Source organism: Desulfarculaceae bacterium (assembly GCA_020444545.1).
GTDB lineage: Bacteria > Desulfobacterota > Desulfarculia > Desulfarculales > Desulfarculaceae > Desulfoferula.
Genome location: JAHLKT010000003.1, coordinates 187,290 through 201,540 on the forward strand (window position 1 = coordinate 187,290; position 14,251 = coordinate 201,540).

Annotated in this window: 13 protein-coding genes and 2 riboswitches; of the genes, 12 read left to right on the top strand and 1 reads right to left on the bottom strand. The window is 67.2% G+C overall.

Going from position 1 to position 14,251, the window contains the following annotated elements; genetic code table 11:
- Positions 1 to 205: 205 nt before the first annotated feature.
- The 12 genes from KQH53_09260 (at position 206) to KQH53_09315 (ending at position 11,790) form a co-directional block, all read left to right on the top strand.
- The gene (locus KQH53_09260) at positions 206 to 391 is read left to right on the top strand and encodes a hypothetical protein (GenBank protein MCB2226853.1); all 186 of its coding nucleotides are present in this window, start codon (positions 206 to 208) and stop codon (positions 389 to 391) included.
- A 67-nt stretch (positions 392 to 458) separates the two neighbouring features.
- On the top strand, positions 459 to 992 hold the full coding sequence (locus tag KQH53_09265) for a prepilin peptidase (protein MCB2226854.1): 534 nt from the start codon (positions 459 to 461) through the stop codon (positions 990 to 992).
- Entirely contained in the window at positions 993 to 1,406 is a 414-nt protein-coding gene (locus KQH53_09270) for a pilus assembly protein (GenBank protein ID MCB2226855.1), read from the top strand. It abuts the gene before it with no gap.
- An 8-nt stretch (positions 1,407 to 1,414) separates the two neighbouring features.
- Positions 1,415 to 2,239: a Flp pilus assembly protein CpaB gene (cpaB, locus tag KQH53_09275; GenBank protein MCB2226856.1), complete on the top strand. Its 825-nt coding sequence runs from the start codon at positions 1,415 to 1,417 to the stop codon at positions 2,237 to 2,239.
- Between the two features lie 12 nt (positions 2,240 to 2,251).
- Positions 2,252 to 3,628 carry a type II and III secretion system protein family protein gene (locus KQH53_09280; GenBank protein ID MCB2226857.1) on the top strand — a complete coding sequence of 459 codons (1,377 nt, stop codon included), beginning with the start codon at positions 2,252 to 2,254 and terminating at the stop codon, positions 3,626 to 3,628.
- Positions 3,612 to 4,670, top strand: a complete 1,059-nt coding sequence (locus tag KQH53_09285) for a hypothetical protein (GenBank protein MCB2226858.1) — start codon at positions 3,612 to 3,614, stop codon at positions 4,668 to 4,670. Before KQH53_09280 ends, KQH53_09285 begins: the two co-directional genes overlap by 17 nt.
- Positions 4,671 to 4,788: 118 nt before the next feature.
- The gene (locus tag KQH53_09290) at positions 4,789 to 5,766 is read left to right on the top strand and encodes a hypothetical protein (protein ID MCB2226859.1); all 978 of its coding nucleotides are present in this window, start codon (positions 4,789 to 4,791) and stop codon (positions 5,764 to 5,766) included.
- Between the two features lie 10 nt (positions 5,767 to 5,776).
- Complete coding sequence (locus tag KQH53_09295) at positions 5,777 to 6,916, top strand: P-loop NTPase (protein MCB2226860.1); 1,140 nt, start codon at positions 5,777 to 5,779, stop codon at positions 6,914 to 6,916.
- Complete coding sequence (locus KQH53_09300; GenBank protein ID MCB2226861.1) at positions 6,913 to 8,265, top strand: CpaF family protein; 1,353 nt, start codon at positions 6,913 to 6,915, stop codon at positions 8,263 to 8,265. Before KQH53_09295 ends, KQH53_09300 begins: the two co-directional genes overlap by 4 nt.
- Complete coding sequence (locus KQH53_09305; protein MCB2226862.1) at positions 8,262 to 9,230, top strand: type II secretion system F family protein; 969 nt, start codon at positions 8,262 to 8,264, stop codon at positions 9,228 to 9,230. The genes KQH53_09300 and KQH53_09305 overlap by 4 nt, the downstream gene beginning before the upstream one ends.
- 2 nt (positions 9,231 to 9,232) lie before the next feature.
- Positions 9,233 to 10,186: a type II secretion system F family protein gene (locus KQH53_09310; protein ID MCB2226863.1), complete on the top strand. Its 954-nt coding sequence runs from the start codon at positions 9,233 to 9,235 to the stop codon at positions 10,184 to 10,186.
- 11 nt (positions 10,187 to 10,197) lie between these two features.
- Positions 10,198 to 11,790: a tetratricopeptide repeat protein gene (locus KQH53_09315; protein ID MCB2226864.1), complete on the top strand. Its 1,593-nt coding sequence runs from the start codon at positions 10,198 to 10,200 to the stop codon at positions 11,788 to 11,790.
- 74 nt (positions 11,791 to 11,864) lie between these two features.
- Here the strand turns inward: KQH53_09315 and KQH53_09320 are convergent, their stop codons facing one another.
- Positions 11,865 to 13,709, bottom strand: a complete 1,845-nt coding sequence (locus KQH53_09320; protein ID MCB2226865.1) for a TonB-dependent receptor — start codon at positions 13,707 to 13,709, stop codon at positions 11,865 to 11,867.
- 17 nt (positions 13,710 to 13,726) lie between these two features.
- Positions 13,727 to 13,900: riboswitch (cobalamin riboswitch) on the bottom strand.
- A gap of 159 nt (positions 13,901 to 14,059) precedes the next feature.
- A riboswitch (cobalamin riboswitch) is annotated at positions 14,060 to 14,248 on the bottom strand.
- Between the last annotated feature and the right edge of the window lie 3 nt (positions 14,249 to 14,251).

Below are 14,251 nucleotides of genomic sequence, written 5' to 3' on the forward strand. Positions count from 1 at the left end.
GCATCGTCTTGCCCATCGCCTGCCCTTTTCAGGCCTTTCAGTTTATCGTATTGTTTTAATTGTCTTTTTTAGCATCAATCCAGTCCAAAACAATTTTTTTTGCCCTTTGCGGCCTCCTGGCACGCTTCCTGTATCTGTATTGGGTCAAACGACAGATTTCAAACGGTCCTTAACGAATCGTATTCCCTAATCCAGGAGGAGAGTCATGAAGGCCTGCCAGGCAATCAAGAGGTTGATCACGGATGACAGTGGTATCAGCGCCGTCGAGTACGCGCTGCTCCTGGCCCTGATCGGGGCGGCCATCGCCACCGCCGCTTATACCCTGGGCACCACGGTGACTTCCAAGATCACCGCGGCCACCACCGCCTTGAACACCTCGGGCGGCTCGTAGGACTCACTCAAGTGGGGATGAGGCAGAAACCATGTTGGCGCGGGCGGAGAGCAGTGCACTTGCCCAGTTGAGCGGACCCAGCTGGGGCCTGCTCCCCGCCTGCCTTTTCTTGCCCTGGTTGGCCCTACACGCGGGGGCCAACCAGGGCAACCTTTTGGTCATGGTGCTCATGGCCATGCTAATGGCCAGCTACGACCTCATCTCTTACCGCATTCCCAACCAGCTCAATGCCTTGGCCGCCCTGTGCGGCTTGGTCCTGGCCATTGGCCGGGGCGGCTGGTCCGCCGCGCCCGACGCCCTTCTGGGCGGTCTAGTGGCCGCCGGGCTCATGGCCATCTTCTTCTTTCTGGGCGCCGTGGGCGCCGGCGACGTCAAGGCCCTGGGCGCCTTGGGCGTCTTCCTGGGGCCCTGGGGCGCGGTTGAGCTGTTCTACCTGACTGTCCTGGCGGGCGGGGCCTTGGCCATCGTCCGCCTCTTTGCCGCCCACGGCCTGGCCGGAATCCGGGGCTGGCGGGTCTTTGCCCGCGGCCTCAAGCTACCCTACGGTTTGGCCATCTGTGCCGGGGCGCTCTGGCTGGCAGTCCTCAAGGGGGCTTACTAAATGTCCATCGTCCGCAAGCTGCGCCGCTCCGAGCGAGGCTCGGTGGCGGTGGAATTCGCTCTTTTTCTGCCGGTGTTCCTGCTGCTTATCTTCGCGGTGGTGGAGCTGGGCTCGGCTTGGTACGCCAAGCAGATCATGGTCAATGCCTCCCGCGACGGAGCGCGCATGGCCAGCCTGCTCAACCCCGGAGACATCACCAACACCGACGTGGAAACCCACGTGCAAACCCTGCTGACCACCTCCGGTTTCCCGGGCGCGGCATCGGTGACCGCCACCGGCGCCGACGGCGGCGCGGGGGACCTGGTCACGGTGCAGGTCGACAGCACCTATCAGCTCCCGGTGCTGGGGGCTCTGGCTCCCGGCTCCCTGAGCTCAGTCAATTTGAGCGCCACCACGGTGATGCGCCACGAATGAGGTGAACCATGAACCGTAAGGCACCCCTGATATTCCTGGCACTGGCATTGATGCTGGCCGGGGCGGCCGCCTGGGGGGCCCACAAGTGGATCAACGCCCAGGCCCGGGCCGGCGACGGAGCCAAGAAGCTCCAGCTGGCCCCGGTCATCGTGGCCGCGCGGGTTCTGCCCGCCGGCCAGAGCCTGGCTTCCGGCGACCTGACCATCATCAACTGGCCGGTGGGCGCCCTTCCCAAGGGCCGCTTCACCAGCGCCAAGGCGGTGGTGGGCCGGGTCACCAAGGGCCCCATGGTCAAGGGAGAGCCCATCCTGGCCGCCAAGCTGGCCCCCAAGGGCGCGGCCGGCGGCCTCTCGGCGGTGGTGCCCCCAGGATACCGGGCCATGACCGTGCGGGTGGATGAAGTCATCGGAGTGGGCGGTTTCGTGCAACCCGGCGACCGGGTCGACGTGCTGGTCACCCTGAGCGGCGGCAGGTTCAACAACGACCCCATCGCGCGCACCACCCTGGAGGACATCAACGTGCTCACCGTGGGTGAGAAGGTCCAGCGCGACAGCAAGCTACGGGGCCGCACCAACAAGGTGAAGGTGGTTACCTTGCAGTTGAAGCCCGAGCAGGCCGAGCGCCTGGCCTTGTCCTCCAACCAGGGCAAGGTGGTCTTGGCGCTCAGGAACCAGACCGACCACGACCCCAACCCCGGCAACGGGGTCACTCTGTCGCGCCTGGTGCCCCTGGCCGGAGCCAAGGCCCCCGCGGCCAAGGACGGCAAGGAGCAGCCCCAGGGAACCGTTATCGAAGTGCTAAAGGGAATAAAGCTGAGCCGTCAGATACTTTAAGGGAGATACGCCGTGCCTGCCCCGGTCCGCGCTATAAATCTTTTCCTGGCCATGCTTTTGGCTCTGGGCCTGGCCGCTTCGTCCGCCCCGGCGGCCGAAGTGCGCCGCGAGGTCATCCGCCTGGGCCACTCCCGCCTGCTCAAGCTGCCCATACCCGCCGGCCGGGTCAGCGTGGGCCGCTCCGAGGTGGCCGACGTGGTCATGGTCACCCCCCGCCAGCTCTACCTCAACGCCCGCCAGGTGGGCAGCACCAACGTGAGCCTCTGGGACCAGAAGGACCGGCTCATGGAGGTGTTCGAGGTGCAGGTGATCCGCGACCTCACCACCCTCAAGGAGCAGCTCTACAAGGTGCTGCCCGGCGAGCCGGTGGAGGTGCGGGGCCTGGGCGCCTCGGTGGTGCTCTCGGGCCAGGTGTCCAGCGACGAGGCCAAGAAGCGGGCCGAGGCCCTGGCCGAGGCCTATGCCCCCAAGAAGACCGCCAGCCTCATCGAGATCGGGGGCAACCAGCAGGTGCAGATTCTGGTGCGCTTCGCCGAGGTCAGCCGCAAGGTGACCAAGCGCATGAACATCAACCTGTCCATCGTCAACCCCCTGACCGGCGACTTTTTGTTCACCATGATGGGCGCGCTGATCAAGCCCAGCAGCACCAGCGGCAGCTCCCTGACCCTTTCGGACCGGGTGAACGCCATGGGCGGCTTCCACACCGGCCAGACCAAGATCTCGGGCTTTTTGGACATCCTCAAGGAAAACGGCCTGGCCAAGATCCTGGCCGAGCCCAACCTGGTGGCCTCTAGCGGCCAGAAGGCCGAGTTCCTGGCCGGCGGCGAGTTCCCCATCCCGGTGCCCCAGCGCGAGAACATCACCATCACCTTCAAGAAGTACGGCGTGCAGCTCAACTTCGTGCCGGAGATACGCCCCGGCCGCCGCATCCGCATGACCGTGGCCCCGGAGGTGAGCGAGCTGGACTTCACCACCGCGGTGGTGGTGCAGGGCTACACTGTGCCCGGCCTGACCACCCGCCGGGCCAAGACCCAGCTGGAGATGGCCGACGGCCAGAGCTTCGCCATGGCCGGCCTGTTCCGCAACGACATCACCCAGTCGGTGGCCAAGTTCCCGGTGCTGGGCGACCTGCCCATCCTGGGGGCCCTGTTCCGCAGCACCGAGTTCCAGAAGAAGAAGACCGAGCTTCTGATCATAGTGACTCCGCGCATCGTGCAACCCGGGCAAGAGAGAGTGGGACCGGCCCCGGCCGCCCACTTCACCGAGCCTGATGATTTTTCCCTGTTCATGCTTGGCAAGATGGCCGTGCCTTCACCGGCGCGCGCCACGGGTCCGCCGGTCTCGCCCAAGGAACTGGAGGGGCATTTCGGACATGACCTGGCTTGGTAGGCTACATAGGCTCTGCAAGCAGGACCGGGCGGGCATCGCCGCCGTGGCGGCCATCATGCTCACCTCTATGGTGGCTCTCACCGGCGCGGCCGTGGACATCGGCATGATGGCCTCGGTGCGCTCCGAGCTCCAAAACGCGGCCGATGCCGCGGCCCTGGCCGGGGCCGCCAGCATCATCGGCAGCGCGGCGGACAATTCCGTGGTGGCCCAGCCGGAATTGGCCTTGGCCGAGGCCCAGGCCATGGCCTATCAAAACACCTCGCAGGGCATCAACCTGCAACTGGCCCTGGAGGACATCACCCTGGGCTTGTGGCAGGAGGACGCCCACGCCTTTGACCCCGACCACATCGGGGCCACCAGCGACCCCAACAACCTGAGCGCCTGCCGGGTCATCATCCGGCGCGACATCACCATCAACACCCCGGTGCCCACCATCTTCCTGGGCATCCTGGGCATCGACACGGTCAACGTGTCGGCCATGTCCACCGGCCACCTGGGCTGGGCGGGCACGGTCAACAGCGGCCAGGTGGACCTGCCCATCGCGGTTAAGAAGGAGGCCCTCACCGGCAGCGGCCTTATCTGCGGCCAGCAGATCACCTTCCACGACGAGGGCAGCGAAAACAGCGAGTGGACCACCTTCTTCACCTACCCCACCAACGACCCCGCGGTGCGCGGCTACGTGGATGGCAGCGAAGACGTGCCCGCCCTGGAGGTGGGTGATCAGATCAGCGTCACCAACGGCAACCTGAGCAACAACACCTTCGACGCCCTGGCCGACCGCTTCCAGGCTGAAGGCACCGACATCGACGGTGACGGCACCGCCGACTGGTGGCCGGTGCTTTTGCCGGTGATCGGCGACGACGGCTCCGGGGCCAGCACCGCCGAGATCGTGGGCTTTGCCAGCATGGTTATCCACGAAGTGCGCGACGCCCCCAACAAGGACATCGTGGCCAGCCTGCAATGCGGCATGGTGGTGCCCGAGAGCAAGACCGGCGGCGGCAACTTCGGCAGCCGCGCGGCCACCCCGGTGCTGGTCGAATAAGAAAAGAGGTCATATCCCCACAATGCGGTCCGCCCTGCCCCATACCCCCCGAGCCGCTTCCCGGCTGCGCGCCCTTTGGCGCGGGAACCACGGAGCCATAGCTTCCGTCGCGGCCTTCATGCTCACCGCCGCGGTGGGCCTGACCGGAGCGGCGGTGGACGTGGGGCTCATAGCCAGCACCCACAACGAGCTGCAAAACGCCGCCGACGCCGCCGCCCTGGCCGGAGCGGGCACCATGCTCGCCTTTGCCGACGACGGCAGCCAGATAAGCGCCCAGACCACCACCGGCATCACCTCGGCCCAGCAGGTGGCCCTGGCCAACTCCGCCGCCGGAGTGAACCTGGCCCTGAGGACCGAGGACATAACCGTGGGCTACTGGGACAAGGACACCGACACCTTCGACGCTTCCAAGAGCGGCAGCAGCGACCCGGACGACATCACCGGCTTCCGGGCCGTCCTCCGGCGCGACGCCCTGGCCAACGGCCCCCTGGGCACCTATTTCGCGGGCATCGTGGGCCTAAGCTCCGTGGACTTGAGCGCCACCTCCACCGCCTATCTGGGCTGGACCGGGAGGGTGGACCCCTCCTCGGTGGACCTGCCCCTGGCCATCCACGCCTCGGCCCTGCAAAACGCGGGCAGCCCCAATTGCGGAATCCCGCTCACCTTCAACAACGAGGCCAGCGAGACCGCCGAGTGGACCACCTTCTTCACCTGGCCCACCAACGACAACACGGTGCGCGACTATTTGGACGGAGCCGACCAGACCCCGGCCATGCAGGTGGGCGACACCATCAACGTAATCAACGGCAATCTCAGCGTAGCCACCATGGAGGCCCTGGCCGGTCGTTTCCAGGCCGAGGGCAGCGACACCAGCGGCGACGGCATCGCCGACTCCTGGGAGGTGGTGGTGCCCGTGGTCACCCCGGGGGCCAGCTCCACCGTCTCCACGGTCACCGGCTTCGCCACCCTGGTGCTCACCGAGGCCGACGGGGCCCACGTGAACTTTTCCCTGCAATGCGACCGGGCCATCGTGGGCAGCACCAGCGGGGGCGACAACTACGGCACCCGGGCCACCCTGCCCAGCTTAATTCAGTAGGAGGAGCCAAGTGTCCAGTCAAGATCCGCAAATACTGGCCCTCCACCTCAGCAAGCCCGGGGGCGAGCGCCTGCGGGCCATGGTCCAAGGCGCCAGCCTGGGCAACCTGCTCGGCCTGGAGTCCGCCGCCGAGGAATTCGAGCGCAAGGCGGTTCAGCTTCAGCCCGAAGTGATGCTGGTGGAGTTCAATCCCGACGAGGCGGGCATGAGCGAGATGCTCACCCGGCTCCGGCGCCACGTGCCCCGGGGGTCGGTGGTGGCCTGGGCCCAGACCCTGGCCCCGGAGGCGATCCTGTTGGCCATGCGCCTGGGTGTGCGCGAATACCTGCCCACCGAGGCGGACGGCTCGTCCCTGGCCGAGGCGGTGCAGCGGCTCATGGCCAGCCAAGGCGCCGGTGAGCAGGCCCAGGGCCATCTGCTGGGGGTAATGGGCGTCAAGGGCGGCGTGGGCACCAGCTCCCTGGCCCTAAGCCTGGCCTGGGTGGCCAGCCAGAGCACCAGCGCCCGGGTGGCCCTGGTGGACCTGGACCTGGCCAGCGGCGACCTGGCCGCCCTGGTGGACCTGGAACCCACCCGCACCATGCTGCACGTGGCCGAGGAGTACGAGCGCCTGGACAGCCTGTTGATGGACAGCTTCCTGGCCGAGGTGGCCCCGGGGCTGCGCCTGCTGGCCGCGCCGGGCGACGCGGTGACCGCCGAGGAGGTCAAGGGCAGCCACGTGGAGCGCGCCCTGGGCTTCCTCCTGGCCGACCACTCCCTGGTGGTGGCCGACCTGCCCCCCCGGGTGGATGAGGCCTGCCTGGCCGCCCTGGACCGGGCCAAGCTGCTGCTGTTGGTCACCGAGCCCACCATCCTGGGCTTGCGGGCGGCCAAGCGCGCCCTGGAGCTGTGCCGCAGCCTGGGCCGCGAGGACGACAGCCTGGGCCTGGTGATCAACCGGGCCGGTTCCAAGCAGAGCGTGTCGGCCAAGGAAGTGGAGCACGTGCTCAAGGTGAAGCCCCTGGCCGTGCTGCCCAACGAGACCCCGGTCCTGTTGGAAGCGGCCAACTCCGGCCGCCCGGCCGCCCGCCACTGGCCCCGGGCCAAGTGGTCCAAGGCGGTGTCCGCCATGGTCACGGACCTGTTCAGCGGCAACGGAGATGAGCAATGAGCCTGCGCGCCAGACTGGGAGTGGCGGCCATGAGCTCCGGCGGCCAGGAGCGCCAGCGGGACTATGCCCGCGAATCGGCCCTCCAGGAGCTGAAGGCCCGCATCCACTACAAGGTCATCGAGTCCCTGGACCTGTCCATCCTCACCAACACCGACGACCTGCAAGCCGAGGCGGACCTGGAAGAAGCCATTCGCCTGGTAGTGGCCGGCGAACCCGACCCCATGAGCGAGGTGGAGCGGGAGCTGTTGGCCCGCGAGATCAAGCACGAGGTCATGGGCCTGGGCCCCTTGGAGCCGCTGTTGGCCGACGACAGCATCACCGAGGTTCTGGTCAACAGCTTCGACCACGTGTTCGTGGAGCGGGGCGGCCGCCTGGAGCAGATACCCATCCGCTTCCGGGACAACGAGCACCTGCTCAAGATCATCGACAAGATCGCCAGCGCGGTGGGCCGGCGCATCGACGAGTCCAGCCCCATGGTGGACGCCCGCCTGGCCGACGGCTCCCGCGTCAATGCCATCATCCCGCCCCTGGCCCTGGACGGCCCGGCGCTGAGCATTCGTAAGTTTGCCCGCGACCCTCTCAAGGTGGACGACCTGGTGCGCCTGGGCTCCTTCAGCGCCCAGACCGCCAAGTTCCTGGAGGCCTCGGTCAAGGCGCGGCTGAACATGCTCATCTCCGGCGGCACCGGCACCGGCAAGACCACCTTGCTCAACGTGCTCAGCTCCTTCATCCCGCACCACGAGCGCATCGTGACCATCGAGGACTCGGCCGAGTTGCAGTTGCAGCAGGAGCACGTGGTGCGCCTGGAGACCCGCCCGCCCAACATCGAGGGCATGGGCGAGGTGGCCATGCGCGACCTGGTCAAGAACAGCCTGCGTATGCGCCCCGACCGCATCGTGGTGGGCGAGGTGCGCGGCGGCGAGGCCCTGGACATGATGCAGGCCATGAACACCGGCCACGACGGCAGCCTGACCACGGTGCACGCCAACAGCGCCCGCGACGCCATCAGCCGCCTGGAGACCATGATCTCCATGGCCGGCCTGGACATCCCGGACAAGGCCATCCGCCAGCAGGTCGCCAGCGCCATCCAGATCGTCATCCAGGTAAGCCGCCTGGCCGACGGCTCCCGCCGCGTCACCAGCGTGCAGGAGGTCACCGGCATGGAGGCCGACACCCTGACCATGCAGGAGATCTTCCGCTTCAACCAGACCGGCATCGACGAGCGCGGCCGGGTGACCGGATACTTCGGCCCCACCGGCATCCGCCCCCGCTGGAGCGACCGCATCGCCAGCTTCGGCATCGGCCTGGACGCCGAGCTCTTCGGCGAGGAACCGCGAGGCGCGGCATGATCTGGGGATTCACCGCCCTGATTTTCCTGAGCCTCTTGGGCGCGGCCTGGGCGGTGTTCAACCTGGTCTACGCGGGCAAGACCGGGCGCGAGGAGGCCTTCCGCCGCCGCCTGGCCGCCCTGGAGACCGACGAGACCGCCGCCACCGCCGCGGCCCGGGTCTATTTCCGCGACACCGCCTACAGCACCATCCCCTACCTGGACCGGCTGCTGGCCAGCCTGCCCAACGTGAGCGACCTCCAGCTGCTGCTCCACCAGGCGGGCACACCCTGCAACCTGGGCACCCTGGTGCTGGTCAGCGGGGTGCTGTTCAGCATCGGCCTGCTGCTGGGGCTTATGGACGGCTCCCTGGGCATGGGCCTGCTCTTGGCCGTGGGCGGGGGTCTGCTGCCGGTGTTGTGGCTGCGTTTTCTGCGCAAGCGTCGCCTGGCCGCCTTTGAGGAGCAGTTCTCCGAGGCGGTGGACTTGATGGCCCGGGCCCTTCGCGCCGGCCACTCCTTCGGCTCGGGGCTCAAGATGGCCTCTCAGGAGATGGAGAACCCGGTGGCCGAGGAGCTGGCCCGCACCTTTGAGGACTACTCCTTCGGCAAGGGCATGGAGGACGCGCTGAGCGACCTGGTGAAGCGGGTGGGCCTGCAAGACGTGAAGTTCTTCGCCACCGCGGTGGCCCTGCAACGCGAGATCGGCGGCAACCTCACCGAGATCCTGGACAACATCGGCCATATCGTGCGGGGCCGCTTCGCGCTCAAGCGCCAGGTGAAGGCGCTGTCGGCCGAGGGCCGCATCAGCGCGATCATCCTGTGCCTCATGGCCCCCGGCCTGCTGGGGGCCTTGTGGTTTTTGAGCCCCAACTACCTGAGCCTGTTGTTCGAGCATCCCATGGGCAAGACCCTGCTCATCACCGGCGGCGTGTTCCAGGGCATGGGCATCCTGGTGATCAAGAAACTCATCAACCTGAAGGTGTGAGCATGGAACAGGCAAGCAACCTGAGCGGCAATACCCTGGCCATCGTCATCGGCCTGGGCTTCGGCCTGGCCGTGCTGCTGGTGCTGGCCGCGGTGGGCTCGGTGGTCATGCGCCGCGAAGAGCCCACCCAGCGCCGCCTGCGCGGCATGCTGGGCAGCGAGCCCAAGCCCAAGAACTCCCCGGCCAAGCGCCAGCTCAAGCAGGTGATCATGGGCCTGCTGGGCCGCCTGGCCAAGCCGGCCCGGCCCCGCCAGGACTGGCAGGCCAACCAGATCCGCACCAAGCTGTTGCAGGCCGGCTTTCAGGCCCCCAATGCGGTGAACACCTTCCTGGGCTTCAAGGTGGCCCTGTTGATCGTCTTCCCCCTGGCGGTGCTCATCAGCCCCATCACGGGCAAGGTGGGCAACCTGCAACTCATGCTCTCGGTGGTGGGCGCGGCTTGCCTGGGCTTTTTCCTGCCCCAGTTCATGCTGGAAAGCCGCATCCGCTCCCGGCGCAAGGCCGTCACCCGCGAGCTGCCCGATGTCCTGGACCTGCTGGTCATCGCGGTGGAGGCGGGCCTGGGCCTGGACCAGGCCATCCGGCGGGTGGCCGACGAGGTCTCGGTGTCCAGCCCCACCCTGGGCTCGGAGTTCAACCTGGTCTCCCTGGAGATGCGCGCCGGCATCCCCCGCCCGATGGCGCTTCGGAACCTGGCCCAGCGCTGCGGGGTGGAGGAAGTGAGCAGCCTGGTGGCCATGCTCATCCAGGCCGACCGCTTCGGGGTGAGCGTGGGGCGCTCGCTCCGGGTGCATTCGGACACGGTGCGCACCAAGCGCCGCCAGCAGATGGAGGAGGCCGCGGCCAAGATTCCTCTCAAGCTGCTGTTCCCGGTGCTTTTCATGATCTTCCCGGCAATCATGGTGGTTATGGCGGGTCCGGCGGTTATCCGCGTAAGCCAGAACCTGCTGAATTAAGGAGGGCGGTCATGCCCAAGAACAAGCCGATACTGTTCCTCGGCGCGGCCCTGGCCGCGGGAGCCCTGATGCTGGCCACGGGTTGCGCCTCCACCAAGGACCCGGGCGCGGCCCGCTGGCTGCAACGCGGCGAGGCCGAGCAGCTCCTGGCCGCCCAGGCGGCCCGGGCCGAGATCGACCCCGACCCGGACAAGGTACCCATGGAGGCAAGCGCCATGGAGGCCCAGGGCGACGTGATGGCCTCCCAGGGCGCGCCCTGGACCGCCATGAACCAGTACCGCCTGGCCCTCCGGGAAGCCAAGGGCAAGAGCAAGACCCGCCTGGAAGGCAAGATCGCGGGTCTGGACCTGCGCACCGGGCGCTTCGAGGTGGCCCGCGACGGCTTTGCCAAGCTGACCAAGGCGCATCCCGGCCAGGCGGTGTTCTGGCAGGGGCTGGGCCTGGCCCAGATCGGGCTCAAGGAAATGCCCGCGGCCGAGGCCTCCCTCACCCGCGCGGTGAACCTGGACCCCTCCCTGTGGCGGGCCCAGAACCTCCTGGGCGTGATCTACAACCAGGCCAAGCAGCCCAAGAAGGCCGAGGCCGCCTTCCGGGCCGCCCTGGTCAGCAAGCCGGGTAACCCGGCCCTGTTCAACAACCTGGCCCTTTCCCAGATCATGCTGGGGGACTATCAGGGCGCCGAGGCCAGCCTGCGCCGGGCCCTGTCCCTGAACCCCGAGCACAAGAAGGCGGCCAACAACCTGGGGCTCTTGCTGGTGAGCATGGGGCGCAACCAGGAGGCCTTCCAGACCTTCGCCTCGGCCGAGGGCGTGGCCCAGGCCCACAACAACATGGGCGTGCTCCTGGCCTGGCGGGGAGAGCCCATGCAGGCCCAGCACCAGTTCAAGGCCGCCTTGCAGGCCCTGCCCCGCTACTACCCCATGGCCGCGCGCCATCTGGACCAGCTGGGTGAGCGTCCCGAATCCCCGCCCAGCCGCATGAGCGCCCGGCCCATGGTGCCCCTGGCCGGCCGGAGCAGCTATAAGGCCCGCGCCTCGGCCAAGCCCAAGGCGGCCAAGCCCAAGCGCCGCGCGGCCGCCAAGCCCAAGTCCAAGACCGTGGCCAAGGCCACCGCCCCGGCCAAGCCCGCTCCCAAGCCCGTGGCCAAGTCCCCGGTCAAGCCCGCTCCGGTCAAGCAGGCCAATGGCGCTCCCCAGGCCGCGGCAGCCCCCGCCCCCGCGGTTTCTGGCGCCAAGCCCGCGCCCGTTCCCAAGCCCGCGCCCCTGACCAAGGAGCAGCGCATCGCCCGCGACAAGGCCCAGGCCCAGGCGGAAGCCAAAGCCAAGGCCAAGGCGGCGGCCGAGGCCCGAGCCAAGGCCCAGGCCCAAGCTAAGGCCAAGGCGGAAGCGGCGGCCAAGGCCAAGGCCGAGGAAGAGGCCAAGGCCAAGCCCACGGCCCCGGACCAGGGCGTGCGCTCCGGCCGGCCGGCCGTGGCCCAGCCCAAGGCCACCGCCCGCGCGCCCCAGGGCCTGTGGATCCAGCCCGACGGCACCATGGCCTACGGCGCCGCCCCCAGCGGCACCCAGGGCTACGGCGTGGTCTTCGGCGCCTCTCCCCGCGACTGACCCCCACCCCGCCCCAAAAAAGCGGCGGGCCCCCTAAGGGGCCCGCCTGGGGTTGCCGTGGAGCCTTACAATACCTAGAACTCTGCCCTGAGGCCCAAGAAGCCGGACAGACCCAAAGTGTTGTAGCCCTGTATCTCCACGTAGTCCTCGTCGAAGAGATTGATGACGTTGCCGTAGACGCTCAGCCACTTGGTGAGCTTGTAGGTGGCCGTGGCGTTCACCGTGATGTAGGAGTCCACCTGGCTGGTGTTGGCAGCGTCGGTGTAGCGGTCGCCCACGTACAAGGCCCAGACCCGTATGTTGAGCCTGTCGTTCATCAGGGGCAGGCGCACGCCCAGGGTGCCCTTGTCGCGGGGGTTGTAGGCCAGCTCCTTGTCGGTGCTCTCATCCTGGGCGTCGGTGTAGGTCCAGGAGCCGTTCACCTCCAGCCAGGAGCAGATCATGGCCGAGGCGAAGAACTCCAGGCCCTGGCTCTTCACCTCGTCCAGGTTCTCGTACTTCCAGGTGTTCATATCGAAGTTGATCAGGTTGTCGGTCTGGATGTTGAAATAGGTCAGCCCCAGCTTGACGCGCTGGTTCCACAAGGTCTGGGTAACGCCCAGATCCCAGCCCTTGCTCTTCTCGGGCTCCAGTTTTTGGCTGCCGTAGGGGCTGTAGCGCTGGTAGAGGCTGGGCGCCTTGAAGCCGGTGCCGTAGGTGCCTTTGAAGGTGGTGCCGCTGGCCGCGATGGTGTAGGAGGCCCCCGCCCGCCAGGTCACCTGGGCGTCATAGTCGTCGTTGTTGTCGTTGCGCACCCCGCCCAGCAGGTAGAGCCCGTCCAGGATCTTGAGCTGATCCTGCAAGTACAGGCTCATGGTGTCCGCGGTCTTCTTGCCCACCGAGTCATAGGTGGTGGTGTAGTCGCCCTGCTCCTGCTGCCACTGCGCCCCCACGGTCACCGTGTTGATGTCCTTGTAGAGCAGGTTGTGCCGCCACTCGGCGGTGGTCAGGTAGGAGTTGTAGTCCGAGCCGTCCTGGTAATCGTTGGCCACCGAGCCGTAGGACACGGTGAACTTTTGGTTCCACCAGGAGAAGGGCGCGTTGGTCACGCCCAGGATGCTGGTGTAGGAGGTGGTCTTCACGTTGTCGTTGGTGTCGCCCTGCTTGCCGTTCACATAGCCGTCGTAGTCGCTCTTGGCCTGGTTGTAATAGCCGATGAAGTAGATCTCGGTGTTGTCGTTGATGTCGAAGCCCACCCGGCCGTTGAACTGGTAGGAGTGGTAGGCGTCGTCCTCGCTGCCCGCCTTGATCTTGGAGATTCCATCGGTGTTTATGCCGGTGCCGGCCACCATGAAGTTGAAGCGGTCGATCTGGCCCTGGGCGCCCGCGTTGCCCTGGAAGGTGTTGTGCGAGCCGTAGCCTACCGTGGCCCAGCCGGTGGGGTCGCCCTGGCCGCGCTTGGTGATGATGTTCACCACGCCGGCCATGGCGTCGGAGCCGTAAAGGGTGGACTGGGGCCCCTGCACCACCTCCACCTGGCCGATGCCGCCGGTGAGCAGGTTGGCGATGTCAAAGGCGCCGTTGGTGGAGATGGGGTCGGCCATGCGCACCCCGTCCAACATGAGCATGGTCTGCCCGGACTGGGTGCCCCGCATGGTCAGGCTGGTGGTGCCGCCAAAGGGGCCGTTACTGCGAATGTACACGCCGGGCACGTCGCGCAGGGCGTCGGCCAGGTTGAACTGGGCCTTTTCCTTGATCTCCTGGTCGCTGACCACGAAGGTGGTGGAGGGGACCTGGTTCATCTCCTCCTCGGTCATGGTGGCGGTGACCACCACATCGCTTTGGTGCACCGTCTTTTTCTTGGCCTTGTCTTCCGCCCCGGCCAGGGCGGGGGCCACACACATGAGGCCCGCCAAAATGGGAACCAGAATCTTACGCATGGTTATGTCCTTCCCGCGAAGTTCACGGGCGGGATGGGTCTTCCGGCTCGGGGCATCCTACCGGCCCGCCTTCCCACCGTCCGCCGGGACGGCAGTGGCTTGCTAATGGGCTTTCGTTCCCCTCACGGCTGCGGGGCAGCGGGCGAATCTCACGCCACTTCCTGTGACATCCCACCTGGGTTGTACGAGGCTCGCGCCTCCTTTTTGGATTGGAGCCCACGCCGGGGCGGGCCCGAAAATAAAAAACCCCCGTCCAATCATGGACGGGGGGATTGCACCCAGCTTTCTTGGTCTCCCCTTCGGAACTCCGGTCCGCGAAGGGCGGCCGCCACCGGTCACAGGCCGGTGATTAAGCTCCGGGCGGAGTCGGCAGGTCTTCTGGCTCCCGGTTCATCCTCTGGCCGCGCCTTCCCACCGCGCTTAGGCGCGGCAGTGGCTTTAGTGCAGCCTTTGTCCCCGGTCACAGCGGCGGGACCGCGACGGTTTCGCACCGTCTTCCCATATTAAGCCACAGTGGCACCGGCTCCGCATATGTAGCCTCC